Below are 26,674 nucleotides of genomic sequence, written 5' to 3' on the forward strand. Positions count from 1 at the left end.
GCGCGCGCCGCCATCCGATCCCGACGCGCCGGTCCCACCCCCTCGGACCCTGAAGGGACCGGTCGGCGCCGACATCGCGACCCACACTCGTCGAGGACTTCCGGTGCCCCAGCCCTCGTCGTCCCCTCGCGGCGAATCGCTGACCACCAGCGTGATCAAGCGAACACGACGCGTCAACACCGCCTTGGTGATTTACCCGTTATGCCCCACCACAACGGGGTGCGCACAGAAGCATGTCCCGGCGCACGGCCTCGCCGCCGGGACACCCGCCCTACACCGCTCCGTACGCCAGACCCCCGTAGACCCCGTAGACCCCGTAGGCCAAACCCTCGTACGCCGGGGCCGTGCGGCCGCAGTTGCTCGCCACCGCCGCCTCCGCCGCGTCCACCGTCGTGACACAGCGGTCGAGTTCGCACCAGATGCGCTTGCCCACACCCTCCGGACTCCAGCCCCACCGGTCGGCGAGACCGTCGACGAGGGCGAGGCCGCGGCCGCCGGTCGACTCGTCGCCGGGGCAGCGCGGCACGGGAGCCCGGGCGCTGGCGTCGGTCACCTCCAGGCGCACGGTGACCGCCCCGGCCGGGCCCGCGGACAGGAACAGCCGCAGCACGGCGGGGCAACCGGTGTGCACCACGGCGTTGGTGACCAGTTCGGAGACGAGCAGGACCAGGGTCTCGGCGAGCGGCTCGTCCGCCGCTATCCCCGACCCGGCGAGCCGGGAGCGGGCCCACCGCCGGGCTCGCCCCACCTCCGCGGGGTCGGGCCGGATCTCCAGCTGCACTTGAAGCACCTGCACCGCTCACACCATCCGAACCGGCGGACACACAGCCTCGCGCCTCACGAGGCCACGATCGTAGCCATTTTCTGCATGGCCAGAACAACAGCCAGAGCAAGGGTCACGGAACGTGACTCCCTTGGGAGACAGCATGGTTGACGTACCGTCACCGCAACAAGCGCTTCGGGCATATTCCAGCGCGAAGGAGTACCCGTGCGGCATACTGTGCGACGCTCGTCATGGGATGGCTCGGGCTCGGAACCACTCGCATCCCACACAAGGTACCCGAGCACGAGGGCGACCCCGGGACGTGACGAGTCACGCGCGGGACACAACCCGACATCAACGCTCCGTGATGAAGCAGTGCCACGATCGGTGACATTCATGCCCGGGAGACCGCGGCGCGGAGCCGTCCCGAACCGCCGATGTCACCACACGCGGGCACGACGCGCGGCGGCCCCGCGCGCGAGCGGCCGGGCCGCGCCGATGTCCACGAGGTCCGCCGGCGGCCTGTGCCGCGGTGTGCCGCACGGCCCGGAAGGCGCCGATCGACGCTCCGAACTGCTCACGAGCCCGGGCGTGTTGCACAACCCGGCCCCTCTGCGTGCGTGGCAACGCCCGCCACGGCGCGAGGCGCCGCGGAGGGGGCTCAAGTACCGGCCGAGCGAGGGCCGTTCGGCTGTGGTGGTGGGGTGGGGTGGGTACTACTCGGGGACGGTGAAGTAGCGGGCGAGGGCGGGCACGATCTCCTGCTCGCCCACCCTGCCGTCGCCGTCGGTGTCGAGCGCGGCGGCGATGGGCCGGGCGGCCTCCTCGGGCACGCCGAGGACCCGGAGCACGCGCACGGTGTCCTCGATGGTGGCGGCGCCGTCGCCGTCAGTGTCCGCGACGGCCAGGGCGGCGTGCAGGAAGGGACGGGCGATCTCGGCGAACCGCTCGGGGTTGTCGCGCAGGCGCTTGACCGCGCCGGTCACGAACTCCCCCCGGGTGATGCGCTGGTCGCCGTCGCGGTCGGCGATCCCGGCCATGCCCTGCCAGAAGGCCTCCGCGCCCGCGTACAGGGCCTGGCCCTTGTCGGAGCGGGCGGCGGTGGCGAACTCGGCAAGCAGCGAGCGGGCCGCCACGCTGAAGTCCTCGCGGTCGATGTAGCCGTTGCCGTCCTGGTCGAAGGTGGCGAACCGCGCCGCGATCCTGCGCTCGTACTCGCTGCTGACCATGTCTTACGGGCCGCCTTACGTGTGGGGTTGCGTCTGGCAGGGAGCGTACGACGCGGAGAGCGGTCCGGGGCACCAAAACCACGGTTGTGCCAAGACCGGGGGAACTCCGGGACAACGGCGCTCGACTCGTCACGGCTCGGCTCGTCACGGCTCGGTCCGTGACGACCGGACTCATGACGACCGGACGGCGCTGTCCGCCGGGGCGGCCGGCCGGTCAGGCGGACAGCGGCTCGTCGTCCACCGCGGCCGCGACGTCCGGGTAGACGTCGAAGAGGCGCCGGACACCGAGCGCGCCGAGGACCCGGTTGACGTGGGAGCCGTCGACCGCGCCGCGGGCCGGGAGTATCAGACGCAGCCGGCCCCGGCAGGAGCGGATCAGACGGCGGGCGGCGATGAGCACGCCGACGCCGCTGGAGTCGCAGAAGAAGACCTCGGAGAGGTCCAGGACGAGGTCGTGACGCCCCTGGGCCACCACCTCGTGCACTCTCTGGCGCAGCACCGGCGAGGTCACCAGGTCCAGTTCGCCGGCGACCCGGAGCACGCTCCACTCGCCCTGTTCGTCGTCGGTCACCTTGAACGCCACGGCCCGCCCTCCGTCAGCCGGAACTTCCCCGGAACCGCTCGGAAACGGAACCAGTCCCTACGCTTCTTTCCGCGCGGCTGCCCAGCGGCCGTTCCCCCAAACGCCGTAGAGCAAACCGAGACCGTTCGGTCAGGGGCTTGTTTCGGTCACCTTCGGTCGTGTTCGATCCGAGTTGACCTGAAAGCGAAAGACCAGGCGGGACAGAAGGGTCAAGACGCCTGACAAGGGTCATAACACTCCTGACTTCCCCTACCACCAGCGGCTCTTCAGGGGGCGCACATTGTCATAAAGGGGCGTGCACTGTCGGACATGCCGACTACATTCGAGAAGACGACGTCGGACACGCTGGACACACACGCCGGACGGGGGCGGACCGGGACGCGGGCCGCGGCACGGCCCGGCGCGGAGGGGGCCTCATGGCGAAGAAGGACGCACCGCCCCACTGGGACCGCGGAATGCGGCAGCGGCTCGTGCGGGGAGAGGCGGCCGCCCTCGGTGAGCTCTACGACCGTTTCGCCTCGCTCGTGCACGGCCTGGCCCACCGGGTCCTGGGCGACGAGCGGGCCGCCGACCAGATCACCCGCGAGGTGTTCGCCCACGTCTGGGAGCACCCCGACGCCTACGACCCCCGGCAGGGCCCGCTGCGCGCCTGGGTGGCCGGGCTGACCCACCGGCTCGCCGTGCAGCGGCTGCGCACCACCGAGACCGCCGCGCTGGCCCGCGGCGGGCCGGGCTCCGCCGAGGAGCTGGAGCACAGGGTGCGCCGCGCCTCCGCCGCCGCCCGCGCCGACTACATCGTCCACGCCATGCCGGCCCCGTTGCGCGCCGCCCTGGAACTGGCCTACTTCCAGCGCCGCGACTACCGGCAGACCGCCGCCGACCTCGGCGTCACCGAGGACGAGGCCCGCCGCCGCCTCCGACTGGGCCTCCAGCTCCTCTCCACCGCCCACCACACGGACACCCCCGACGCGCCCTCCGGCTACGGAGGCGCCGCATGACCCCGAACGCCCCCCAGAAACCGAAGGAACCGGCGGAGCCGGCGGAGCCGAAGGACCGGGGCGTGCCGGCGCACCACCTGCTGAAGTCGCTGCTCGGGGCGTGGGCGCTGGCCGCGTGTTCGCCGGAGGAGACGGCGGCCGTGGAGGAGCACCTCGGCGGGTGCGGCGACTGCGCGGAGGAGGCGCTGGGGCTGCGGGAGGCGGTCGGGCTGCTGCACCGGCCCGACACTCTCGACCTGGACCCGGAGCTGCGCACCCGGGTCCTGGAGAGCTGTCTCGAGCAGCGGCCGCCGCACCTCCCGGTGCCCGGCTGGGCGGCGCCCTACGACGCCGAGACCGCGCGCCTGGACGCGCTGCTCCAGGACATAGGCGACTCCGAGTGGCACGCGCCGGTGCGGCTGCGGTGGTTCGAGGGCGAGGACGCCACCAGTCGGCACACCACCGTCGCCGGGGTCATCGCGCATCTGATGAGCGTCGACGGGCTGGTCGCGGTGGCGCTCGGCCTGGACGACCCGCTCGGCGACGCGACCACCGCCGCGGACGGCCCCACCCCCGCGGAGCGCACCGAGGCGTACTGGCGGGCCGCGCTCTCCCCGCCGGCGCGTTCGGTGCGGACGCCGTGGCGGGAGCAGACGCACGCCCTGGTGCGGACGGTCTCCTTCGCCGCGAACTGCGTGAAGGCGCCGTCAGTGCTGTACGGCGCCTTCGAACTGCCGCTGCCCGACGCGATGCTGGACCGCGCCTTCGAGTGCTGGGTGCACGCCGAGGACATCGCGGAGGCGGTGGACTACCCGTACGACCCGCCGGCCCCGCGCCATCTGCACCGCATGATCGACCTCGCCGCCCGGATGCTGCCGGGTGTGCTGGCCGCCCGGCGGCAGGCCGGGCTCGCCTCCCCCGCTCACGCCCGGCACCTGGTGACCGCGGGCGAACCCGGGCGCAGTCTGCGGCTGGAGGTCGAGGGGCTGGGCGGCGGCCAGTGGCTGATCCCGCTCGACTCGCCCGGAGCGGTGGGCTCCGCGGACCACGAGGTGGCCCATGTGGCGCTGGACGGCGTCGAGTTCTGCCGGCTCGCGGCGGGGCACGTGGCCCCGCGGGAGGCGGCGGCCGGTCAGGTCGGCGACCGCGAGGCGATCCGGGACGTGCTGTGCGCGACGGCGTCGCTCAGCCGTATGTGAGACCGCCGCCGGCCGGCACCGCGGGCCGACTCCCCGGGCCGCGCTACGCGAAGACCACCGTCCGGCGCCCGTTCAGCAGGATCCGGCGCTCCGCGTGCCACTTGACCGCGCGCGCCAGCGCCTGGCACTCCACGTCCCGGCCGATCGCGACCAGCTGGTCCGGGGTGACGTCGTGGCCCACCCGCTCGACCTCCTGCTCGATGATCGGGCCCTCGTCGAGGTCGGCGGTCACATAGTGCGCCGTCGCACCGATCAGCTTCACTCCCCGGGCGTGCGCCTGGTGGTACGGCTTGGCGCCCTTGAAGCTCGGCAGGAAGGAGTGGTGGATGTTGATGATCCGGCCGCTGAGCTGCTTGCACAGGTCGTCGGAGAGGACCTGCATGTAACGGGCGAGGACGACCAGTTCGACCTTCTCCTCGCGCACGATCTCGAGCAGCCGCTCCTCGGCCACGGACCTGGTGTCCCTGGTCACCGGGATGTGGTGGAAGGGGATGTCGTACGACCCCACCAGCTCGGCGAAGTCGGTGTGATTGGACACCACCGCCGCGATCTCCACCGGCAGCGCGCCGATCCGGGCGCGGAAGAGCAGGTCGTTCAGGCAGTGCCCGAACCTGCTGACCATCAGCACGACGCGCATCTTCTCGTCGGCCCGGTGGATCTGCCAGTCCATCCCGAAGGAGTCGCCGATCGCCGCGAAGCTGGCGCGCAGCTTGTCCACCGTCACCGGCGCGTCGGCCGTGAAGTGGACCCGCATGAAGAACAGTCCCGTGTCGTGGTCGCCGAACTGCTGGCTGTCCTCGATGTTGCAACCCGTCATGAACAGGTAGCTGGACACCGCGTGCACGATGCCCTTCTTGTCCGGGCACGAGAGGATGAGGACGTACTGTTCGGCCTGCGCCGCGGCGGCGCGGGAGGACTGCTCGCTCATGCGGGACAGGGTCTCACGTCCGGGCCCCTGCGCGGCCCTCCGTCCGCTAAGCGGACCGCGTCATGATCCGCAGCACCTCCAGGCTGCGGGGCTGCGTGTCCGGGTCCTCGCCGTCGCTCGCCGCGAGGCGCACATGCGCGTCGCGGGCCGCCCGCACCGCCTCCGGCCAGGCGTGATGGTCGAGGTAGGCGGACACCGGCGCGTCCGGGCCGACCTGGTGCATGATGCGCAGCACCCGCAGGACCGCGGTGTCGACGAGCGCCGCCTCCTGGGAGTCCCGGAAGATCGTGCCGACGTACTTCTCGGCGGACCAGTTGTCCAGCCAGGTGTCCTCGACCAGGCGGTAGACGGCGTCGGTCACGTCGCCGTACCCTTCGACGCCTGCCAGCCAGACGTCCCGCTGGAACACCGGGTCGGAGAGCATGTGCAGCGCGGAACGCACATTGCTGCGCCAGCGCCACCACGGCATGTCGTTGAGTGGCATGCCGCCCATGGTGGAGGAGCGACGGCCGCGACGGGAAGAGTTCTCCGAACCTTGCACGGTCATCGATCGTACGTTCCCCGCCCCAGGGGCCCCACCTGCCCCCGCAATTCACCCATACGTCACTACTCGTTGACCGAGAGTCACCAAAGGGTTGGTGATGTGACGGAATCGTGCATGAGCATGACCGGCAGGCGAAGCTCCCGTGGCACATTCCTCCCCTCACTCACCCGGTCCGTGAGAAGAACCCTGCTGCCGGCATGGGCTCTGCTGGCATGTGCCTCGCTCGCCGCCGGCTGCGGCATCGTCCCCGGTGCCACGGGGGGCTCCGGGGACGGTTCCGTCACCGTGATGACGTGGGCGCCGGAGAACACCCGGGCGACCAACAAGCCCGGCATGCCCGCCATGGCCCGCGCCTACGCCCGCTGGGTGAACTCCCACGGCGGTATCGCCGGCCGCAAGCTCAACGTCCTGACCTGTAACGAGGGCAACGACGGTGTGGCCGCGGCGAAGTGTGCCCGCCGCGCCGTCAAGGAGAACGCGGTCGCCGTCGTGGGCTCGTACAGCCAGTACAGCGACTCCTTCTTCCCGCCCCTGGAGAGCGCCGGCATCCCGTACATCGGCGGTTACGGCGTCACCACCACCGAGTTCACCCGCGCCCTGTCCTACCCCGTCAACGGCGGTCAGCCCGCCCTGCTGGCAGGTCTGGGCAAGGAGCTCGCCGCGCACTGCGGCCCGGTCACCCTGGTGCGGCCCGACAGCATCGCGGGCGACGAGCTCCCCGGACTGCTCAACGCGGGGCTGCGGGCCGGCGGCCACGAACCGGCCCACGACCAGCGGGCCGCCGAGGACGCCACCGAGTACTCCGACCAGGCCGATCTGGCGCTGCGGCAGGCGAGCGCCGACCCGGCGCGGACGGGCTGCGTGATCCCCGTCCTCGGCGAGCGCACGAACATCTTCATGGACTCCTTCCGCCGCGCGCGCGACACCTATCCGCAGGTGCGCACCGCCGCCGTGCTCGGCAGCGTCGACCAGACCGTGATCGACGCCAGTGGCGGGCGGTCCGGTCCGTACGAGGGGTCGTACCTCAGCGGCTGGTACCCGGTGGCGAGCGACTCGCGCTGGGACGGCATGAAGAAGGTGATCAACGAGGCGGCCTTCGGCGACAACCGCGTCGATCCCGAGGACGCCGGGGTGCAGACCACGTGGATCGCCTACACGGTGCTCCGGGCCGTCCTCGAGCAGATCGCCGACGGGGAGGTGAGCACCTCCTCCGTGCGGCGCGCCCTCGACGGCGGGCTGGAGGTCCGCACCGGCGGGCTGACCCCGCCGCTGCGGTGGCGCCACTCGGGCCTGCTCGCCGCCACCGGCTTCGCCCGCCTCCCCAACGCCGACGTGTCCCTTCAGACGGTGCGGCAGGGCCGGCTGGTGCCGGCCACGAAGGGCTTCGTCAACGTGGCGAAGACGCTCGAGGACGCCAGCTGAGCCGCACGGCGCCGGCCGGCCCCTACAGCTGGGTCGGCTGGCGCTGGGTGAGGCCGTACGTCTTCGCGATCGCGTTCCACAACTGGGCGGCCTTGGCCTTCTCCGAGGTGGCGACGCCGCTCTCGCGGTTGCCGGCCCTGGTCTCATTCGTGTCCCGGGCGTGGCCCTTCTTGCACACCTTCTTGCCGTGGGCCTGGTCGGCCCAGGCCGCGTAGTGCAGGTCGGCCGACTCCGAGGCCTTCCATGCCTTGTTGAGGGCCGCCGTCAGCTCGGCGTGGGCGGGGAGCTTGTCGACGGACAGCTGTCCCAGGCGGGTGACCAGGCCCTTGCGCTGCTCGGCCGCGCTGCGCAGGTCGGAGGCCGCCTGGCCGAGGTTGTCGCAGTTCCTGACGTCGGCCACCGCCTTGATCACGGAGGCGCGGCTGCTGCCGCTGTCGGCCAGCAGCTTGTCCAGCTCGACCGCCTGCTCCCGGGCCGGGTCGGCGGCGGGCGAGGGAGAGGCATCGTCGGTGGCGGGCCCGGTGGCCGCGACGGTGGTGTTCTTGTCGCCGCTGTCGCTGTCCCCGTCGCCGCCGCTGAGCAGTGCCCCGGCGCCGATGCCGAGGACGGCGATCCCGACGCCCACGGCCGCGATCACCGGCACGCGCGAGCCGGTGCGGCGGCCTCCACGGCCGCCGTCGCCGTCGTACCCGCCGGGCGGGGCGGACGCGGGCCGGGCGTGGGGCTGGTCGGGCGGGCCCTGCGGGATCAGGGGCAGCTGCTGGGTCGCCGGGGCCGCGCCGCCGGCGTCGCTGCGGAAGAGGTTGTCGAACTCGGCGGGCGTCTGCCGCCCGCCCCCCTGGGCGTCCACGGGCGCGATGAACTGCGTCGCCTCGGCGTCGGGGTGGTGACCGGGCGCGGCGCCCTGGGGTATCTGCCCCGGGTACGGGGACGGCCCGCCGCCGGACGCCTCCGGCGGCAGGGCACCCGGCCCCACCGGCGGGATGTACTGCGTCGCCCCCTCGTCCACCGCCGCGCCCGTCATCGGCGGCAGGAACTGGGTGGCCCCTTCGTCCGCGGGTCCACCGGGGACCGGCGGGATGTACTGCGTCGCTCCCTCGTCGGCGCCCGGCATCCCGTGCGCCGCGCCCTGCGGTACGGAGTGGCCGGAGGCGCCGTACGGGTCGGCACCGGCGGGCGGCAGTCCGTGCGCGGGAGCGCCGTAGGGGTCGGCACCGGCGGGCGGCAGTCCGTGCCCGGGGTGCGCGGGGGCGCCGTAGGGGTCCGCGCCGGGCCGCTGGTACGGCGGGGCGCCGTGGGACGGGGCGTTCTCCGGGGGCAGGGGGCCCGCGCCCGGGTGCTGGGGGGCCTGGCCCTGCGCGTCCCACTGGCCCTGCTGCTGGTACGGCTCCGGGGAGCCCCAACCCTGCTGCCAGCCCTGGTCCTGCTGCGGGGGCTGCTGCTGGTCGGGACCCCAGGGCTGGCCCCAGGCCTGACCGCCGGCCGGGGCCGCCGCCGGCGGGGCCTGACCGCCCGGCCGCGCTCCGGTCGGATGGCCGCCCGAACCGCCGCTCATGCCCGGCAGCAAGGGCTCACCGCCGTCGGAGGGCAGCACGATGCCTTCGTGCGCGGGTCGCGCCGAGGGCTCCTCGCCCTGTCCACTCTGCGTCACCGGGACTCCTACGAATGGGGGACCTTCGGAATCGTCGGCTCACGCTACCGGGTCCCCGGAGCCCCGTGCCACGCAGCAGGGGACGAGACCTCCTTCCCTGTGACGGCAGTAACAAAACCCGCCCGTGGCACGCTGCTTATGTCCCAGGTCTCACGAGGAACACAAGAAGGGAGAACACGGACGCACGCTCACGCCGCCACCCGCGTCTCCAGCCGTGCCCCGAACTCCCGTACCACCGGCTCGTCCCGGAACGGCTCCAGGCACTGCTGGAAGTCCTCCAGGTACTCCGCGCCCCGGTTGGACCGCAGCGTCCGCAGCAGCTCCACCGCCTTCAGGCCGGTACTGCAAGCCTGTTCGACCTCCCGCTGCTGCACCTGCGCTGTGGCGAGCAGCACATAGCCGATGGCCCGCCGCCGCGCCCGCGACGCGGGATGCCCGGCCAGCGACTCCTCCGCCGCCCGCGCCGCCGCCTGCGCCTGCCCCAGGTCCCGGTGGCAGTGCGCCAACTCGTCGGCGAGATAGGCCTCGTCGAAGTGCGCGATCCACGCCGGATCGTCCCCGGAGTGCGGCTGGGCGGCCTCCAGCGCGCTCACCGCCCGCCCGGCGGACAGCTGGGCCGCCCGGGCGTCGCCCATGAGGGCGTGCCCGCGCGCCTCGGCCGCGTGGAACATCGCCTCCGCGCGCGGTGTCACGCGACCGCGCGCGCCCTCCTGCGCCGCACGCGCCAACTGCGCGATCTCCCGCGGGTTGCCGAGCTGCGCGGCGAGATGGCTCATGGAGGCGGCCAGCACGTAGCCGCCGTAGCCGCGGTCCCCGGCCGCCTGGGCGAGCCGCAGTGCCTGGATGTAGTACCGCTGGGCCAGGCCCGGTTGGCCGGTGTCGACGGCCATGTACCCGGCCAGTTCGGTGAGTCGGGCGACCTCGGCGAACAGATCGCGGCCCACCGCCTCCCGGTAGGAGCCGGCCAGCAGCCCGGAGACGACGCTGTTGAGGTAGTGCACGACCACCGGGCGCACATGCCCGCTGCCGTGGCTGTGGTCCAGGTCGACCAGCGCCTGCGTCATAGCCCGTACGGCGGCCACGTCGGACTGGCCCACCCGCGACCCCGCCGCCCGCGCCACCTGCGGGTCCGGCGCGGAGATCAGCCAGTCGCGGCTCGGCTCGACCAGCGCGGAGGCGGCGACGGCGGAGCCGGACAGGAAGTCCCGGCGGCCCACGTCGCTGCGCCACAGCTCGCAGACCTGCTCGATGGCTCCCAGCACCGTCGGCGAGAACTGAAGGCCCACGCCCGAGGCGAGGTTCTTGCCGTTGGCCATGCCGATCTCGTCGATCGTGACCGTACGGCCGAGCTTGCGGCCGAGCGCCTCGGCGATGATCGCCGGGGCCCGGCCGCGCGGTTGCTGCCCGCGCAGCCAGCGTGCCACCGACGTCTTGTCGTAGCGCAGATCGAGACCGTGCTCGGCGCCGCACATGTTGACCCTGCGGGCCAGCCCGGCGTTCGAGCAGCCCGCTTCCTGGATGAGCGCCTGCAGCCGTTCGTTCGGCTGCCGCGCGACGAGAGGCCTGGCGGCCATGGCGTTAACCCCCTGAGGCTGCGGTGCCTGCCCTCGCACCGGGTTGACGGCTCTTGCGCGGCCGGAACGCGATCCGCGCCCCGGCGGAAAATTCCGGCCGTGAAGATCAATGCCCCGTGGACATACCGAAAATGCGGGACATGTGAGGATTGCCGGGGTGAAGGCGAATACCGCCCCCCACCGAACTACCCAGCGCCCGCCGGAGATCCTCCTGCGCGCCCCCACACATGCACCCATGCGCCCCGGGCACCGAGAGGGTGCTCCTCCCCGGCGCGTCCGACCACCAGACCCGCCCGTAACTCCAGGTGGGCGCGGCAGTTGAGTGGGGCGTGGAAGAGACGATCGCGGGCGCGGAAGCCGCACAGAGCGCCGGTCAGGCGGCCGGTCACATTCCCCAGCAGCGCAGGGAGTCGCTGCTGGAGACAGCCGTTCGCTACACCGAGGAACGCCACTGGGACGTGTTCCCCGGCACCTGGCTGGTGGCGGTCGGCGGAGTGCAGCGCTGCTCCTGCGGGGACCCCCGGTGCACTGCGCCCGGCGCGCACCCGGCGCGCGAGGGCTGGGCGTCCCTCGCGACCGGCAGCGCGAGCACGGCGCGCCGGATGTGGGAGCTGCGGCCGACGGCGTCGGTCCTGCTGCCCACGGGGCGCACGTTCGACGCGGTCTCCGTGCCGGAGACGGCCGGGTTCCTCGCGCTGGCCCGACTGGAGCGGATGCGGTCGGCGCTGGGGCCGGTGATCCTGACCCCCGAGCGGCGGATGCAGTTCTTCGTGCTGCCGGGCACGTCCGCGAAACTGCCGGACCTCGTACGGAAGCTTGGCTGGTCGCCGGCCTCGCTCGACCTGGCCGCCCTCGGAGAGGGCGCGTATGTGGTGGCGCCGCCCACGCGGTACGGCTCGCGGGCCGTGCAGTGGGCCTGCCGGCCGACGCCGGCCAATCGCTGGCTGCCGGACGTCGAGGAACTGGTCCCGCCGCTGGCGTACGCGTGCGGCAGGGACCGGTAGCCGTTTCGGTACGTGCTCTCCGGCGCCCGCCGGTCCCGCGTGGCGGCCCGCCCTCGCACGGCGCAGCCGCAGATCAGCGCCGTCCCGCACCCCTCGGGCAGGGTTCTCCCCCGTAGGGTTCGTGCTGACGGAGGGAGCAGTCGCAGTGGGTACAAGCGCCGTACGCGTGCAGGGGCTCTGGAAGCGGTTCGGGCAGCAGGTCGCCGTCGCCGGGATCGATCTCGAACTGCCCGCCGGGAAGTTCATCGGGCTGGTCGGGCCCAACGGGGCGGGGAAGACCACCACGCTCTCCATGGTGACCGGGCTGCTCCGGCCCGACCAGGGCACCGTCGAGGTCGTCGGGCACGACGTGTGGCGGGACCCGGTCGCGGTGAAGGCGCGGATCGGCGTACTGCCCGAGGGGCTGCGGCTCTTCGAGCGGCTGTCGGGCCGCGAACTGCTGTCGTACTCCGGACGGTTGCGCGGGCTGCCGGGGGACGAGGTGGACCGGCGGGCCACGCAGCTGCTGGACGTGCTGGACCTCGCCGGCGCCCAGCACAAGCTCGTTGTCGACTACTCGACCGGCATGCGCAAGAAGATAGGACTCGCCTCCGCTCTTCTGCACAACCCGGAAGTCCTCTTCCTCGACGAGCCGTTCGAAGGCGTCGACCCGGTGTCCGCGCAGACCATCCGCGGCGTCCTGGAGCGGTACACCGGCTCCGGCGCCACCGTCGTGTTCTCCTCGCACGTCATGGAACTGGTCGAGTCCCTGTGCGACTGGGTGGCCGTGATGGCCGCCGGCCGCATCCGCGCCCAGGGCACCCTCGCCGAGGTGCGCGGCGACGCTCCCACCCTTCAGCAGGCCTTCCTCGAACTCGTCGGCGCGCGGAGCCGGGACGCCGGTTCCGACCTGGACTGGCTGGGCGGCGGTTCCCGGTGAGCGCCGGCACCCGCGCCCCCTCGATCACGCCCGTCGTCGTACGCCTGAAGCTGTCGCTGCTGCGCAACGGGCTCAGGCAGTCCGCCGGGCGGCGTGCCGCGTTCATCGCCTCGGCCGTCGTCGCGCTGCTGTTCGCCGCTTTGCAGATGACCGGCCTGATCGCGCTGCGCGACCACGCGCACATCTCCTCCGTGGCCGTCCTGGGCGTGGCCGTGCTGGCGCTGGGCTGGGCCGTGATGCCGCTGTTCTTCCCGAGCGGCGACGAGACCCTCGACCCGACCCGTCTGGTGATGCTGCCGCTGCGGCCGCGGCCGCTGGTCGGCGCGCTGCTGGCGGCGTCCCTGGTCGGCATCGGGCCGCTGTTCACGGTGCTGGTGCTGGTGGGCTGCGTGATCTCGGTGACACGCGGGGCGGCCGCGTCCGTCGTCGCGGTCCTCGCCCTCGTCCTCACGCTGCTGGTGTGCGTGGCCCTCGCGCGGGCCGTGGCCACCGCCAACATCCGGCTGCTGACCAGCCGCAAGGGACGGGACCTCGCGGTGCTCAGCGGACTGGTCATCGCGATCGGGGCGCAGGTCGTCAACTTCGGCATGCAGCACCTGGGGTCGGCGGGCCTGGGCCGGCTCGACCCGGTGGCGGACGTGCTGCGGTGGCTGCCGCCCGCCTCGGCGGTGGGCGCGGTGGACTCGGCGAGCAGGGGCTCCTACGGCGTCGCGGTGGCCCAGCTCGCGCTGACCGCGGCCGCCCTGGCCGCCCTGCTGGCGGTGTGGGCGCGCAGCCTGACCGGGCTGATGACCTCGCCCGACTCCTCGACCCTGCAAGCCGTCGACGCTCCCGCGCGCGATCGGGCCCGCGTGGGCGGCGGCCTGGCGCGATGGCTGCCGGCCGGCCGCACCGGCACCGTCATGGAGCGCAGCCTGCGCTACGTCTGGCGCGATCCGAAGACCAAGGCGGCCTGGGTGACCTCTCTGGCCATCGGACTGATCGTGCCGGTGTTCAACGCGGTCCAGGGCACCGGCTCGCCGTACTTCGCCTGCTTCGCCGCGGGCATGCTCGGCATCCAGATGTACAACCAGTTCGGCCAGGACACCTCCGCGTTCTGGCAGGTCGCGCTGACGATCTCGGCCCCGCGGGACGCCTACGTCGAACTGCGCGCGCGGGCGCTGGCCCTGCTGCTGATCACCCTGCCGTACGCCACCCTGGTCACGGTGCTGACGACGGGCCTGCTCGGTGAGTGGCGCCGGCTGCCGGAGGTGCTCGGCCTGTCCTTCGCCCTGCTCGGCGCGATGCTGGCGACCGGGGCGTGGACGTCGGCCCGCTTCCCGTACTCCATCCCGCAGGAGGGCCACAAGAACGTGGCCCCCGGTCAGGCCGGTCTCGCCTTCGTCTCCATCTTCGGCGGCATGGTCGCGGCGGCCCTGCTGTGCGCGCCGTTCATCGTCCTCGTCATCTGGTCCAACGTCAGCGCCACCGGCGACAGCTGGAGCCGGCTGCTGCTGCCGGTGGGCGCGGCGTACGGGGCGGCGATCACCCTGCTGGGCCTGCGCCTGGCGGCTCCGCGCACGGCGGCCCGGCTGCCGGAGATCCTCACAGCGGTCAGCAAGGGCTGAGGCGCGGGCCGCTCAGCGCAGGCGCGCCGTCACCACGTGGACGGTGAAGCCGCACGGAACCCGCCCGTCGGGACCTGCGAGCCCGGCCGCCTCCCGCACGAAGCTCTCCCGCAGCCGGGAGACGGCGACCGGGTCGAGCGGTCCGACGTCGTAGATGCCGGAAAGCGCCGCCCAGACCTGGTCCACCGGGCCGCTCAGGTCGATCGGGACGGTCTCCCGGTCCGGAGCGCCGAACCCGGGCGGCTCCAGGATCGCGCCGAGCCCCTCGCGGCTGTGGGTCCTGCGGTCCCCGAGCGGCGGAATGCGCTGCCCGACGGGTGCCCGTTGAACGGCGGCCTTCAGCAGGCCGCTGAACAGCTCGTACGCCTCCCCGCCGAGAGGACCGCCGCCGACCACGCAGGCCAGGACGCCGCCGGGCGACAGCACCCGGGCCGTCTCCGCCGCGACCCGGTCGACGTCACCCATCAGTATCAGCGCCATGTGGCAGACACAGGCGTCGAAGGCCCCGTCGGCGAACGGCAACCGCTGCGCCCTGGCCTGGGCCAATGCGGTGGCACGCAGGGACGGGCGGCGCCGGGCCAGGGCCAGCGCCTCGGGCGAGAGGTCCACGCCGGCGAGCCGCCGCCCCTCGGTGCGGGCCAGCAGGTCCAGCAGTACGCCGTCGCCGCAGCCGAGGTCCAGAACCCGCCGGGCGCCGGACACCCGGTCGCTCAGGAGCTCGTAGCTGGAGCGCCCGTCGGGCGCCCGCCCGGCGAGGAAGGCGTCCGCGGTGACCGCCGGGCGCTCGGCGTGGAAGGCCTTCAGGAACGCCTCCTGGGACGGCCGTCGGCACGGCGGGGGACGTGGGGGCGGCGCTCATCCGGTGAGCACCGCGTCCAGGAACGGTTCGATGGCCATGCGCCACGCCTCCGGCTGGTCGTAGTGGACGAGGTGACCGGCATCCGCCACCTCCGCGTACTCTCCGCGCGGCAGGACGCGGACCATCTCCTGGGCCTCGGCCCGGCCGAGTTCGCCGTCCAGGCCGCGGACCACGAGGGCCGGGCAGCAGACCTGGGCCAGCTCCTCCCAGTGGGCGTCGTACACCCAGGCCTCGCGGGAGGTCAGCATCTGCCGCGGTTCGAAGACGGGACGCCAGCCGTCCGCGCTCTCGTGCATGACCTCGGCGTAGAACTCGCCGCGTGCCGGGTTCGGGCGCTCCACCCAGGGGTCGTCCTCGCCGAACCACTTCCGTACGTCGGCGAGGGCGGCGAACGGCACCGGCCAGGCCCGGAACCAGTCCTCCCACTCCCGCTGGGAGGCGGCGCCGAGCGCGGAGGCCCGCATATCGCAGATGATCACGGCGCGCACCAGGTCGGGACGGCGGGCGGCGAGCTGCCAGGCGGTCAGCGCGCCCATCGCGTGCCCGATGACGACGGCCGGGCCGAGGCCGAGCTGTTCGAGGGCGGCCTCGGCGTCCTCCACATAGGCCTCACGGCTGTAGGCGGCCTGCGGCGGCTTCTCGCTCTGGCCGTGCCCGCGCTGGTCGAGGGCGACGGCACGGTGCCGCCCGGAGAGCCAGCGGGCGGTGGCGGCCCAGTGCGAGGCGCGGCCCATGAGGCCGTGCAGTAACAGCACTCCGTCGGTCCGGTCGGGTCCGGCGCCGGACCGCCCCGGTGTCCGCTCCCTCGCCTGCCCCGGCACGGCCTTCGGGGGCTCGGCGAACTCCCAGGCCGCGAGCCGTACACCGCCCGACCCGGTCACGTCGATGCGCCGCACCATTGGTCCTGGCACCCCCCTGGAACCGTGTTCAGCTTTCCTATGCCGTCGTGCACATTCCTGTAGCACGGGCCCTGGGGCCCTCATGCGCAGACACTCAGGCTATCGAATACTTATTCGAAAATTGTGGCTCCGTCACCAACACCCCTCGTTCGAGTGACGCCTGGCCAGGATTGATCGCCGCCCCCCTGGGGAGATCTTCAACGGGAGGCGGACCGCTCGGGGAAAAGGGGTCCGAGGGGGACGACCTTGAGAGCTCGGGGCTCCGGGTCGTCGAAGGGGAGGACAGGCCCCGGCGCCACACGGCGCCGGGGCTCTCCCCACATCTCCGGCACATTCTCCCCCACCCCTTCAAGCCCTATGCTCTCGCGACAGCCTCGCACGCCCGGCGCCCGCGCGCTGCGCTTCGACGCGCTGGACCACGGACGGGGGAAAGGGCGCCCGGACCGGCGGCCCGCTCAGCGCTTGGCGACGAAGACGTGGGAGGCGACGTCCGTGTCCAGCTCCGCCGCCTCGCCGCTGCTGCCGACCAGCACACCGCCCGCCGACTCGGTCACGCTGACCACCGAGCCGGGCTGCACGCCCGCGCGGCGCAGCGTGTACATCAGCTGCGCGTCCGTCTGGATCGGCTCGCCGATCCGGCGGACGACCACCGTCTTGCCGTCGGCCCCCGGGTCCAGGTCGGCCAGCGACACCATCCCCTCGTCCAGGAACGGGTCGGCGCCGTCCTTCTCGCCCAGCTCCTCCAGGCCCGGGATCGGGTTGCCGTACGGCGACTCGGTCGGGTGCCGCAGCAGCTCCAGCACCCTGCGCTCGACGGCCTCGCTCATCACGTGCTCCCAGCGGCAGGCCTCGGCGTGCACCTGCTCCCACTCCAGGCCGATCACGTCGACCAGCAGGCACTCGGCGAGCCGGTGCTTGCGCATCACGCGCGTGGCCAGCCGGCGGCCCTCGCCCGTGAGCTCCAGATGCCGGTCGGAGGCCACCGAGACCAGTCCGTCGCGCTCCATCCGCGCGACCGTCTGGCTCACCGTCGGCCCGCTCTGGTCCAGGCGCTCCGCGATCCGGGCGCGCATGGGGACGACGCCTTCCTCCTCCAGCTCGAGGATGGTGCGGAGATACATCTCCGTGGTGTCGATCAGTCCGGACATACGTGCCCCTCGATTACCTCGGCCGGAGGCCCGGAGGCTCCCCGGCGCGTGCGCTGGCCCTGGAGTCAATTCTGACGCATCCCACTGACAACCGGGCGGCCCGCGCGAAACACGGACGACCCGCGAGCTGGGTCCCTCCGCCTCGGCGGAGGAGCCGGCCGGACGTACCGGCAGCTCGCGGGTCGGGTGACTGCTTGAAATTGGGCCGGCCGCACGTCTCTGTCACGCGCTGGTCCGGCACCGCACAGGGTGGGGTGTCGGGCCGCTAGCCCGCAGCCACCTCACGCGTCCGGGTCTCACTCATCTACCGGATCACCTCCCTTCGTGTGTGCACAACACCCTAGGAAGCGGACCGGCGATACTCAACAGGTTTTTCTCACGGAACGCGTGTGCCGTCGCGGCGGGGGCCGCCCCGTGTGGTCAGGCGCGTGCGGTCAGGCACGGTCGTCCCTCGCCAGGAGCGCCAGGTCCAGGCCCGTGGCGATGCGTGCGGCCACGTCCTCGGCGTAGGCCGCGTCGGCGCGCTCGAAGGGGGTGCGGCCGGAGCCGCGCAGGAAGGTCACGACGCCGAGGGTGCGGCCGCGGCTGCGCAGCACCGCGCACAGGGCGTGCACGGCGTCGCCCGGCCACTGCCGGGCCTCGGCCCACTCGCGCGCCCGGTCGGCGGGTACGGCCCCGGCGGAGGCCCGTACGGAGCCGATGCGGTCGACGCACTGGAGGGCGGGGTGTCCCGTTCCGTAGCGGACGGGCAGCCCGGCCTGCCCGGTGAGCAGGCTGGGCCCGGGGCCGCCGGAGGGGGTGGCCGCGACGCGGACCAGCCGGACCGGGGCCGGCGCCTCCTGGTCGGCCGGGGCGGTGCCGCCCGCCACACGGTCGATCAGGGCGTGGTCGGCGAAGCCGGCGAGGGCGAAGTCGAGGTGGACGGTGGCGGCCTCGGCCGGGTCCTCGCACTCGGCGGCGGCGCGGACGGCCCGGTGCAGCTGGTTGGTGCGGAACCGCAGCAGCGCGGCCTCCTGCTCTCCCTGCTTGGCCTCGGTGACGTCGGCGAAGAGCCAGGCGACGCCGAGCGGTACCGGTTCCTCGGCGAGCGGAGAGGCGAGCCGGACGAATCCGCTGCGCCAGCAGCGCCGCCGGTCGCCCTCCGGGGTGCGTACGCCCACCCAGAACTCGGCGGGGGCGGGCGGGGCGCCCTCGGCCAGGACGTGAGTGAGCGCGCTCTCCAGTTCCTCCAGGCCCTGGGTGAGCAGTTCGCCGAGCGGCCGGCCCAGTGCCGCGGTGCGGCCGGTGCCGAGGGCCTGGGCGGCGTAGGCGTTGACGACGGCGGGCCGCAGGTCGGCGTCGACGAGGACGACGCCCCAGAAGGCGTCCTCGAACATGGCCTCGCTGAGCGCGATGGAACGCTCCAGGTCGATCTGCGCGTGCACCTCGCTGAAGGCGCAGTACAGGCCGGCGGGCTTGCCGTCGGGTCCGTGCACGGCCGCGGACTGGGTCCGCACCAGGACGCGGCCGCCGTCCTTGGTGAGCAGCGCGAACTCGTGCACCTGGCGTCCGGGGGCGTGCATGGCGGACATCAGCCGCCCCTCGACCTCCTCGGCGTCCGCGCTGCGCACGGCCCAGCCGGCGAAGCCGTGCCGTCCGACGGCCTCGGCGGCGGTCCAGCCCAGGATGCGCTCGGCCTCGCGGTTCCAGTGGGTGAGGACGCCGTCGGCGTCGAAGGCGCACAGGGCCGCGTCCATGCCGTCGAGGAGGGCGGCCAGCAGATCGGAGCCGTCGTGGGTGTCGGAGCCCCCCGGACCGTCCCGCTCCGGCTCGGGCTCGTCCGGCCCCAGCTCGTCGGTGGCCCCTTTACGCCGGGAAGCACTCACCTGGACCCCCTGCAGGCTGCGTCCGCACGTACGGCGCGTCGTTTCGCTCACTGCCCATCATTCAACTGGAACGTGACCCAACACACACCGGGTTCCCAAAACATTGAAGGAATTGCCGTCCGGGGAAATTCCCGTGCGCCGGGATCGACGCCGCGGGCGCGCGCATGCGGGCCGGGCCGGGGCGATCGGTACGCGGCGATCGGCCCGGGTCAGTGCCGGTAGAAGATCCGGTCGGCGTACCGGTCGAAGATCCGGCCGTTCCACTCGTGGCCGCCGTCGACGTTCCCGGAGCGCAGCAGCGGGGGTTCGATGCCGCGGTCGGCGAGGACGGCGGCGGTGGTGGCCATGACCGCCTGGAGGAGGGCGGAGGTGACGACGGTGGAGGCGGGGGCGAAGGGGGTCGCGACGGTGTCGAGGGTGAGTTCGGCGTCGCCGACCGCGATCTTGGAGTCGAGGACGATGTCGCAGTGGTCCTTCAGGAACGTCCCCGACGCGTTCCGGGAGGTGGTCCCGGTCGCGTAGGCCACCGAGGTCACGCCGACGACCCGTACGCCGAGGGCGCGGGCGTGCACGGCCATCTCCACGGGCAGGGCGTTGCGCCCGGACAGCGAGACGACGATCAGGGCGTCGCCGGAGCGGAGGGGGGAGCTGTCCAGGACGGCGGTGGCGAGACCGTCGACGCGTTCCAGGGCGGAGCCGAGGGTGGCGGGCACGACGTCGACGCCGACGGCGCCCGGAACGGCGAGCAGGTTCATCAGGGCCAGTCCGCCGGCGCGGTAGACGAGGTCCTGGGCGGCGAGGGAGGAGTGGCCGGCGCCGAAGGCGAACAGGCGGCCGCCGGCGGCCACGGTGTCGGCGAGGAGCGTCCCGGCGGCCGCGATCTGCTCGGCCTCCTCGTCCCGGACCCGCTGGAGCAGGCCGATGGCGGCGTCGAGGAACTGGCCGGCCGGCGTGCGGTCGCTCATGCGAGGTCCGTCCCTTCGGGGCGACTGTGTGTCGCGGATCACGGTGAGGTCTGGACCAGAGCCGTGTCAATACGGCACCCGCGACCGGTGTGCGTCAGGGGCTCAGCCGCTCCACGCGCCAGCCGCCGTCCGGCTCGGCGACGTACCGCAGGCGGTCGTGCAGGCGGTTCTCGCGGCCCTGCCAGAACTCCACCGACCGCGGGGCTACCCGGAAGCCGCCCCAGTGCGGCGGTACGGGCACCTGCTCGCCCTCGGGATAGCGGGCGGCCAGGTCGGCATAGGAGGCGTCGAGTTCCGCGCGGCCGGCGATCACCGTGGACTGGGCGCTGGCCCAGGCGCCGAGCTGGGAGCCGTGCGGGCGGGTGCGGAAGTAGGCGGCGGTCTCGTCGCGGCCGGTCCGGCGGGCCACGCCCTGGACGATGACCTGCCGTGCCATGGGGTGCCAGGGGAAGAGCAGGGAGACGTACGGGTTCCCGGCGAGGTCGCGGCCCTTGCGGGAGTCGTAGTTGGTGTAGAAGACGAAGCCCTGCTCGTCGAAGGACTTCAGGAGCACCGTGCGGGAGCTGGGCCGGCCGTCGGTGTCCGCGGTGGAGACGACCATGGCGTTGGGCTCGAACAGCCGGGCCTCGGTCGCGGCCTGCTGGAACCAGTGGGCGAACTGGGCGACGGGGGTGGCGGCCAGGTCGGCCTCGACCAGCCCCTCGGCCCGGTAGTGCATGCGCATGGAGGCGAGGTCGAAGGGCGCGGTTTCGCCGGCTTCTCGGTCGGTCACGCGGTCATCTTGCCGTATCCACCGGGCGCCTTCGCGGGGTACCCTCGCCCTCCACCGCCGTCCTGGGTGGCACTGAGTGCCGCTCCACTCCCCTTTTGTGGCACTCGGGGTTATGGTGCTGCTGTCGTGCTGGTGGGGTGACAGCCGGCCGCACGGGGCATCACAAGGATGCCCACAGGGATGCCCGCCATGGACCGCGAGTCACGGGACGCGACCGCGGATCCGCCGGCGGACGGCCCGATTCCCGACGTCCCGCACCTGATCGCCGTCCCAGTCACCCCAGTCACCCCACTCGTCACATCCCGCCACACCATCCCAGTAGCCCCAGTCGTCCCTGTCGCACCCTCTGCCGCACAGACCACAAGGAGCCGCCTGATGTCCGACTTCGTACCCGGTCTCGAAGGAGTCGTCGCGTTCGAGACGGAGATCGCCGAACCGGACAAGGAGGGCGGCGCCCTCCGGTACCGGGGCGTCGACATCGAGGAACTCGTCGGTCAGATCTCCTTCGGCAACGTCTGGGGGCTGCTGGTCGACGGCGCCTTCGATCCGGGCCTGCCGCCCGCCGAGCCGTTCCCGATCCCCGTGCACTCCGGGGACATCCGCGTGGACGTCCAGTCGGCGCTGGCGATGCTCGCCCCGGTGTGGGGCCTGAAACCGCTGCTGGACATCGACGTGGAGAAGGCGCGCGACGATCTGGCGCGGGCCGCCGTCATGGCGCTGTCGTACGTCGCCCAGTCGGCGCGCGGGCAGGGCGTGCCGATGGTGCCGCAGCGGGAGATCGACAAGGCCCGTTCCATCACCGAGCGGTTCATGATCCGCTGGCGGGGCGAGCCGGATCCCAAGCACGTGGCGGCCGTCGACGCGTACTGGACGTCCGCCGCCGAGCACGGCATGAACGCCTCCACGTTCACCGCCCGCGTCATCGCCTCCACCGGCGCCGACGTGGCGGCCGCCCTGTCGGGCGCGGTGGGCGCCATGTCCGGCCCGCTGCACGGCGGCGCGCCCTCCCGGGTCCTGGGCATGATCGAGGAGATCGAGCGGACCGGGGACGCGGAGGGCTACGTCAAGAGTGCCCTGGACCGCGGTGAGCGGCTGATGGGGTTCGGCCACCGGGTGTACCGGGCCGAGGACCCACGCGCGCGCGTGCTGCGCCGCACCGCCCGGGAGCTCGGCGCCCCGCGGTACGAGGTCGCCGAGGCCCTGGAGAAGGCCGCCCTGGAGGAGCTGCACAGCCGCCGCCCGGACCGGGTGCTGGCCACGAACGTCGAGTTCTGGGCGGCGATCATGCTGGACTTCGCCGAGGTGCCGGCGCACATGTTCACGTCGATGTTCACGTGCGCGCGTACCGCGGGCTGGTCCGCGCACATCCTGGAACAGAAGCGCACCGGCCGGCTGGTGCGCCCCTCCGCCCGTTACGTCGGCCCCGGTCCGCGCAGCCCGCGGGAGATCGCGGGCTACGACGACATCGCGCGCTGACCGAGCGCTTCACCGCACCCGGTCGGCGCACCCGGCGTCACGCGGGGCTCAGCAGCTCCGCGTGATGCCGCTGGGCGACCAGCGGGTGGGCGCGCAGCTTGCCCTTGAGCTCGTTCAACCCGTACTCCGCGAACAGCGGGTTGCCCGGGTCGTCCGTGACGCCGGGCGCGGTGGAGGCGTGCGGGAAGGGCAGCGGGGCGACGCGGGCGTCCAGGCGCGGGTTGTAGAAGAAGGGCACCGAGAACCGCTCGGTGGCGCCGGGCGGGGAGACGACCCGGTGGTTGGTGGCCACGAGGTAGCCGTCGGTGGCGACCTCCAGCAGCTCTCCGAGGTTGACGACGAACGCGCCCTCGATCGGCGGTACGTCGTGGAAGATCCCGTCCGCGCGCTGCACCTGGAGCCCGCCGATGCGGTCCTGGAGCAGCAGGGTGAGGAAGCCGTAGTCCTTGTGGGCGCCGACGCCCTGGTCGGTGCCGTCGTCGGCGCTGCCGGGGTAGCGGACGAGCTTGAGGTGCGGGTGGGCGTGCTCGCCGAAGACCGGGTCGTAGAAGTCGGCGGGTGCGCCGATGGCGGTGAGCAGTTCGTGCAGCAGCCTGCGGGCGACGGCGCCGAGCCGGTCGATCCAGGCGAGCGCGGCGGTGCGCAGCTCGGGCAGGGCGGCCGGCCACTGGTTGGGGCCCTGGAGCCACCAGTACGCGGGCTCGCCCGGCCCGGGGACGCGGGCGGGCCGCTCGGCGCCTATGTCGAGCTGGTCGCGCCAGTCGCGGGCACCGCCGGTGCGCTCGTCCCCGGTGCGCGTGTAGCCGCGGAAGTGGGGCGAGTTGACGTTGTCCAGGGCGAGGCGGTCGGCCTCGGGGAGCCGGAAGAAGGCGTGCATCGCGTCGAGCAGCGCGTCGGTCTCGGCCCGGGTGACGCCGTGCCCGACGAGCTGGAAGAAGCCCACGTCGTGGGCGGCGCCGTGCAACTGCTCGTGCAGCAGCGCCCGTTCACGGGGTCCGCGGTCCGCCGCAGCGAGGTCGATGATGGGGAGCTGGTCGTACGACGGGGTCGTCGCCGTGTTCGTCATGGGTCACGTCCGCAGGGTGTACGGGTCCCGGGCAGCCGCCATGGGTGGGCGCGCGGCGCGGGTGCCGGATGAGAGGAACCGGGTGAGAGGTGCGGGCGATCGGGTCGCCGCGGAAGGGGCCGGGGTCAGGCGGAGCGCCGACAGCCCATGCTCGTGACGCGCACGTAGTCCACGTGGCGGCGTCGCACGAGCAGCAGAAGCATGCGCACAGGGTACTGCGGGGTGCGCGATACGGGTGTGGCCCGGTTCACGCGGTCGCCGGGCCGCGGCCCAGTGCTTCCTCCAGCAGGGCCGACCACTGGGCCACCACGCGTTCGCGGCGGGCGGTGTCGTCGGTGAGGAGGTTGGCCAGGCCGAGGCCGCGGGCCATGTCGAGGAAGCCCTGGACGGTTTCGCGGGTGCCGGGGCGGGCCTCGTCCGCGCCCAGCAGCTGGACCGCTATGCGGTGCGTCTCGCGGCCGACACGGGCCTCCAACTCGGTGACGCGGGGGCGCAGTTGGTCCTCGTTGGAAGCGGCCACCCACAGATGGAGCGCGGCCCGGAAGAGGGGCCCGGTGTAGAGGTCGACGAGGGCGCCGACCACGGCTCGCCGGTCGTCGGCCGCGCCCTCGGGGAACAGGGCGCGCAGGGCGGTGGAGCGTTCCTCGGCCACGTACTCGACGGCGGCGGTGAACAGGTCCTCGCGGGTGGGGAAGTGGTGCTGGGCGGCGCCGCGGGAGACACCGGCGCGTTCGGCGACCACCGAGACCGTGGACCCGGCCCAGCCGTGTTCGGCGAGGCAGGCCACGGCGGCCTGGAGGAGCCGCTGCCGGGTGGCCCGGCTGCGGTCCTGCTTGGGGGCGCGTTCCGCGCGGTCGTGTGTGGTCACACCGCCCATTCCGGATCCCGTCGTTCGAGGAAGGCCGCCATGCCCTCGCGCGCCTGCGCGGAGGAGAACAGCCGGGCCGAGAGCGCGGTCAGGCCGGCCCCGTCCCGGTCGAAGGCTTCCAGCACCCTAGCCGTGAGCAGCCGTTTCGTCTCGGCCAAAGCCAGAGGGGAGGAGCGGCGCAGACCGTCGAGGATCGGCTCCAGTACGGCGTCGGCGTCGTCCCCGGCCGCCGTCACCAGCCCGGTCCGGACCGCCTCGGCCGCGTCGAACCGTTCCCCGGTGAGGCAGTGGCGGGCCAGCGCGCGCGGGTCGGCGCGGGGCAGCAGCGGCAGCGATATGACCGCGGGGGCCACCCCGATGCGCACCTCGGTGAACGCGAAGGTGGCCTGGTTCGAGGCGATCGCGATGTCGCAGGCCGCGAGCAGGCCGAGGCCGCCCGCGCGGACGTGTCCGGTGACGCGGGCGACGACCGGCTTGGGCAGTTCGACGATCTGCCGCAGCAGGGCGACCAGCGCGTCGGGCCGGGGAGGGTCGCGCAGGTCGGCGCCCGCGCTGAAGGTGTTGCCGGTGTGGGTGAGGACGACGGCGCGCACGGCGGCGTCCTCGGCGCAGTCGGCGAGCGCGGCGGCGAGTTCCCCGACGAGCGCCGCCGACAGGGCGTTTCGGTTGCCCGGCGAGTCGAGGCCGAGGGTTTCGACGGCACGCGCGCGCGTGCGTGCGATCGTCGTCACGGCCGCTCCCCCGCTTCCCGCGGCTGCTCGGGCCCCTGGTCCCGCAGCCGCCGCCGCAGGATCTTCCCGGAGGCGGCGCGGGGCACCGCGTCGAGGAAGGTGACGTGCCGGACGCGCTTGTAGGGGGCGACGCGTTCGGCGACGTACAGCATCACCTCGGTTTCCGACGGGCCGTCGGCGGACGGCCGGCGCACCACGTACGCGTGCGGTGTCTCGTTGCCGTCGGCGTCGTGCACGCCGATGACGGCGGCGTCGGCTATGCCCGGGTGGGTGAGCAGCAGAGCCTCCAGTTCGGCGGGCGCCACCTGGAAGCCCTTGTACTTGATCAGTTCCTTGACCCGGTCGACGACGAACAGCCAGCCGTCGCCGTCCACGTACCCGACGTCGCCGGTGTGCAGCCAGCCGTCGGGGTCGATCATCACGGCGGTGGCGTCGGGCCGGTCCAGGTAGCCCTTCATCACCTGGGGTCCGCGGATCAGGATCTCGCCCGGCTCGCCGATGCCGAGGTCCTTGTCCGGGTCGGCGAGGGAGACGACGCGCATCTCGGTGCCGGCGATGAGCCGGCCGACCGTGCCGGGGGGCGCGTCGTGCATGGCGTCCAGGGGGACGACGTGGGTGCCCGGGGACAGTTCGGTCATGCCGTAGGCCTGGCCCACCGGTGGCAGGCCGAGCCGACGGGAGCAGGCCGCCGCCAGCCGGGCGTCGAGCGGGGCCGCCGCGCTGATGACGTACTTCAGCGACGACAGGTCGTAACCCGCCACGGCCGGGTGCTTGGCGAGGGCGAGCACGATCGGCGGGGCCACGTACAGGCCGGTGATGCGGTGGTCCTGGATGGCCGAGAGGAAGGTCTCCAGCTCGAAGCGGGGCAGCACGACGACGGTGGCGCCCTGGCGCAGGGGTGCGTTCATCAGGGCGGTGAGCCCGTAGATGTGGAAGAAGGGCAGTACGGCGAGGATCCGGTCGCCGGGCCCGGCCGTGATCGCCGGTTCGAGCTGGGCGAGGTTGGTGGCGATCTGCCGGTGGGTGAGCATCACGCCCTTGGGGGTGCCGGTCGTCCCCGAGGAGTACGGCAGCGCCGCGACGTCCTCGGCCGGGTCGATGTCCACGGCCGGCTCGGGAGCGGCGCCCGCGAACATGTCGAGGAGCGAACGGCGCCCGGGAGCGCGGTCGCAGACGAATATCTCCTCCACCCCGCCCGCCAGTTCGGCCGCCCGCCGGGCCGCCCCGAGCAGCGGCGAGACGGTGACGATCCAGCGGGCCGCCGAGTCCTTCAGCTGCTTGGCGAACTCCTCCGGCGTGGCGAGCGGGTGAGAGGTGGTGACCGAGGCACCCGCGCGCGTGGCGGCGTAGAAGGCCACGGGGAACAGGACCGTGTTCGGGCTGTGCAGGGCGAGGACGTCGCCCTTGCGCACGCCGGCCTCGGCGAACGCGGCGGCGGCACGCCGGTGGAAGCGGTCCACCTGGTCGTACGTGAGGGTGGTGCCGTCCGTGCCGTCGATCAGCGCGGGGGCCCCACCGAACCGGGCGGCTCGGCCCAGGACGGCCTCGTGGATGGGCAGTTCTACGGCCGGGACGTCTGCGTACTCGCTGCGGAACACGGTTCCTCCTCGCACACGGCGGGCGGG

General features: G+C 73.3%; 24 protein-coding genes. 7 read left to right on the plus strand and 17 right to left on the minus strand.

Features of this window, described 5'->3' with window-relative positions; genetic code table 11:
• Nucleotides 1–271: 271 nt before the first annotated feature.
• The 3 genes from ABZ818_RS09255 to ABZ818_RS09265 form a co-directional block, all read right to left on the minus strand.
• Nucleotides 272–781, minus strand: coding sequence for an ATP-binding protein (locus ABZ818_RS09255; RefSeq protein WP_361412715.1), 510 nt, complete (start codon nucleotides 779–781; stop codon nucleotides 272–274).
• A 698-nt stretch (nucleotides 782–1,479) separates the two neighbouring features.
• Nucleotides 1,480–1,992, minus strand: coding sequence for an EF-hand domain-containing protein (locus ABZ818_RS09260; RefSeq protein WP_361412585.1), 513 nt, complete (start codon nucleotides 1,990–1,992; stop codon nucleotides 1,480–1,482).
• Nucleotides 1,993–2,206: 214 nt separating this feature from the next.
• The gene (locus tag ABZ818_RS09265; RefSeq protein WP_361412586.1) at nucleotides 2,207–2,575 is read right to left on the minus strand and encodes an STAS domain-containing protein; all 369 of its coding nucleotides are present in this window, start codon (nucleotides 2,573–2,575) and stop codon (nucleotides 2,207–2,209) included.
• A 416-nt stretch (nucleotides 2,576–2,991) separates the two neighbouring features.
• Between ABZ818_RS09265 and ABZ818_RS09270 the strand changes: the two genes are divergently transcribed.
• Nucleotides 2,992–3,573: a sigma-70 family RNA polymerase sigma factor gene (locus tag ABZ818_RS09270; protein ID WP_361412587.1), complete on the plus strand. Its 582-nt coding sequence runs from the start codon at nucleotides 2,992–2,994 to the stop codon at nucleotides 3,571–3,573.
• Entirely contained in the window at nucleotides 3,570–4,751 is a 1,182-nt protein-coding gene (locus tag ABZ818_RS09275; protein ID WP_361412588.1) for a zf-HC2 domain-containing protein, read from the plus strand. Before ABZ818_RS09270 ends, ABZ818_RS09275 begins: the two co-directional genes overlap by 4 nt.
• A 43-nt stretch (nucleotides 4,752–4,794) precedes the next feature.
• Here ABZ818_RS09275 and purU read toward each other — a convergent pair whose 3' ends face one another.
• Together purU and ABZ818_RS09285 are read right to left on the minus strand one after the other, a co-directional pair.
• Nucleotides 4,795–5,679 carry a formyltetrahydrofolate deformylase gene (purU, locus tag ABZ818_RS09280; RefSeq protein ID WP_361412589.1) on the minus strand — a complete coding sequence of 295 codons (885 nt, stop codon included), beginning with the start codon at nucleotides 5,677–5,679 and terminating at the stop codon, nucleotides 4,795–4,797.
• Nucleotides 5,680–5,725: 46 nt separating this feature from the next.
• On the minus strand, nucleotides 5,726–6,226 hold the full coding sequence (locus ABZ818_RS09285) for a hypothetical protein (protein WP_361412590.1): 501 nt from the start codon (nucleotides 6,224–6,226) through the stop codon (nucleotides 5,726–5,728).
• Nucleotides 6,227–6,343: 117 nt separating this feature from the next.
• Between ABZ818_RS09285 and ABZ818_RS09290 the strand changes: the two genes are divergently transcribed.
• A complete protein-coding gene (locus ABZ818_RS09290; protein ID WP_361412591.1) occupies nucleotides 6,344–7,645 on the plus strand; it encodes an ABC transporter substrate-binding protein in 1,302 nt (433 codons plus the stop codon).
• A gap of 22 nt (nucleotides 7,646–7,667) precedes the next feature.
• Here the strand turns inward: ABZ818_RS09290 and ABZ818_RS09295 are convergent, their stop codons facing one another.
• The gene (locus ABZ818_RS09295; protein WP_361412592.1) at nucleotides 7,668–9,296 is read right to left on the minus strand and encodes a hypothetical protein; all 1,629 of its coding nucleotides are present in this window, start codon (nucleotides 9,294–9,296) and stop codon (nucleotides 7,668–7,670) included.
• A 188-nt stretch (nucleotides 9,297–9,484) separates the two neighbouring features.
• Nucleotides 9,485–10,870, minus strand: a complete 1,386-nt coding sequence (locus tag ABZ818_RS09300) for a transcriptional regulator (protein ID WP_361412593.1) — start codon at nucleotides 10,868–10,870, stop codon at nucleotides 9,485–9,487.
• A 329-nt stretch (nucleotides 10,871–11,199) separates the two neighbouring features.
• On the opposite strand from ABZ818_RS09300, the gene ABZ818_RS09305 reads away from it, so the two are divergent.
• The 3 genes from ABZ818_RS09305 (at nucleotide 11,200) to ABZ818_RS09315 (ending at nucleotide 14,400) form a co-directional block, all read left to right on the plus strand.
• Nucleotides 11,200–11,874, plus strand: a complete 675-nt coding sequence (locus tag ABZ818_RS09305; protein WP_361412594.1) for a bifunctional DNA primase/polymerase — start codon at nucleotides 11,200–11,202, stop codon at nucleotides 11,872–11,874.
• A 124-nt stretch (nucleotides 11,875–11,998) separates the two neighbouring features.
• Complete coding sequence (locus tag ABZ818_RS09310; protein ID WP_361412716.1) at nucleotides 11,999–12,793, plus strand: ABC transporter ATP-binding protein; 795 nt, start codon at nucleotides 11,999–12,001, stop codon at nucleotides 12,791–12,793.
• Entirely contained in the window at nucleotides 12,790–14,400 is a 1,611-nt protein-coding gene (locus ABZ818_RS09315; RefSeq protein WP_361412595.1) for a transporter, read from the plus strand. Before ABZ818_RS09310 ends, ABZ818_RS09315 begins: the two co-directional genes overlap by 4 nt.
• 12 nt (nucleotides 14,401–14,412) lie before the next feature.
• Here ABZ818_RS09315 and ABZ818_RS09320 read toward each other — a convergent pair whose 3' ends face one another.
• The 6 genes from ABZ818_RS09320 to pdxH all read right to left on the minus strand — a co-directional run bounded on the left by ABZ818_RS09320 (nucleotide 14,413) and on the right by pdxH (nucleotide 20,908).
• Nucleotides 14,413–15,204: a class I SAM-dependent methyltransferase gene (locus tag ABZ818_RS09320; RefSeq protein WP_361412717.1), complete on the minus strand. Its 792-nt coding sequence runs from the start codon at nucleotides 15,202–15,204 to the stop codon at nucleotides 14,413–14,415.
• A 51-nt stretch (nucleotides 15,205–15,255) separates the two neighbouring features.
• Nucleotides 15,256–16,158, minus strand: a complete 903-nt coding sequence (locus ABZ818_RS09325) for an alpha/beta hydrolase (RefSeq protein ID WP_361412596.1) — start codon at nucleotides 16,156–16,158, stop codon at nucleotides 15,256–15,258.
• Nucleotides 16,159–16,613: 455 nt separating this feature from the next.
• Complete coding sequence (locus ABZ818_RS09330; RefSeq protein WP_361412597.1) at nucleotides 16,614–17,306, minus strand: metal-dependent transcriptional regulator; 693 nt, start codon at nucleotides 17,304–17,306, stop codon at nucleotides 16,614–16,616.
• A gap of 434 nt (nucleotides 17,307–17,740) precedes the next feature.
• A complete protein-coding gene (locus tag ABZ818_RS09335) occupies nucleotides 17,741–19,171 on the minus strand; it encodes a PAS domain-containing protein (protein ID WP_361412598.1) in 1,431 nt (476 codons plus the stop codon).
• Nucleotides 19,172–19,380: 209 nt separating this feature from the next.
• A complete protein-coding gene (locus ABZ818_RS09340; protein ID WP_361412599.1) occupies nucleotides 19,381–20,136 on the minus strand; it encodes an SIS domain-containing protein in 756 nt (251 codons plus the stop codon).
• 94 nt (nucleotides 20,137–20,230) lie between these two features.
• Complete coding sequence (gene pdxH, locus ABZ818_RS09345; RefSeq protein WP_361412600.1) at nucleotides 20,231–20,908, minus strand: pyridoxamine 5'-phosphate oxidase; 678 nt, start codon at nucleotides 20,906–20,908, stop codon at nucleotides 20,231–20,233.
• A 375-nt stretch (nucleotides 20,909–21,283) separates the two neighbouring features.
• Between pdxH and ABZ818_RS09350 the strand changes: the two genes are divergently transcribed.
• The gene (locus ABZ818_RS09350; RefSeq protein ID WP_361412601.1) at nucleotides 21,284–22,384 is read left to right on the plus strand and encodes a citrate synthase 2; all 1,101 of its coding nucleotides are present in this window, start codon (nucleotides 21,284–21,286) and stop codon (nucleotides 22,382–22,384) included.
• Nucleotides 22,385–22,421: 37 nt separating this feature from the next.
• Here the strand turns inward: ABZ818_RS09350 and ABZ818_RS09355 are convergent, their stop codons facing one another.
• The 4 genes from ABZ818_RS09355 to ABZ818_RS09370 form a co-directional block, all read right to left on the minus strand.
• Nucleotides 22,422–23,450 (minus strand): 2-oxoglutarate and iron-dependent oxygenase domain-containing protein, encoded by a 1,029-nt coding sequence (locus tag ABZ818_RS09355; RefSeq protein ID WP_361412602.1) that lies wholly within the window; start codon nucleotides 23,448–23,450, stop codon nucleotides 22,422–22,424.
• Between the two features lie 247 nt (nucleotides 23,451–23,697).
• Nucleotides 23,698–24,327, minus strand: a complete 630-nt coding sequence (locus ABZ818_RS09360; protein ID WP_361412603.1) for a TetR/AcrR family transcriptional regulator — start codon at nucleotides 24,325–24,327, stop codon at nucleotides 23,698–23,700.
• A complete protein-coding gene (locus ABZ818_RS09365; RefSeq protein ID WP_361412604.1) occupies nucleotides 24,315–25,049 on the minus strand; it encodes an enoyl-CoA hydratase family protein in 735 nt (244 codons plus the stop codon). The genes ABZ818_RS09360 and ABZ818_RS09365 overlap by 13 nt, the downstream gene beginning before the upstream one ends.
• The gene (locus ABZ818_RS09370) at nucleotides 25,046–26,647 is read right to left on the minus strand and encodes a 4-coumarate--CoA ligase family protein (RefSeq protein ID WP_361412605.1); all 1,602 of its coding nucleotides are present in this window, start codon (nucleotides 26,645–26,647) and stop codon (nucleotides 25,046–25,048) included. The genes ABZ818_RS09365 and ABZ818_RS09370 overlap by 4 nt, the downstream gene beginning before the upstream one ends.
• Nucleotides 26,648–26,674: the final 27 nt, after the last annotated feature.

This window comes from Streptomyces sp. NPDC047453 (assembly GCF_040643155.1).
Taxonomy (GTDB): Bacteria; Actinomycetota; Actinomycetes; order Streptomycetales; family Streptomycetaceae; genus Streptomyces.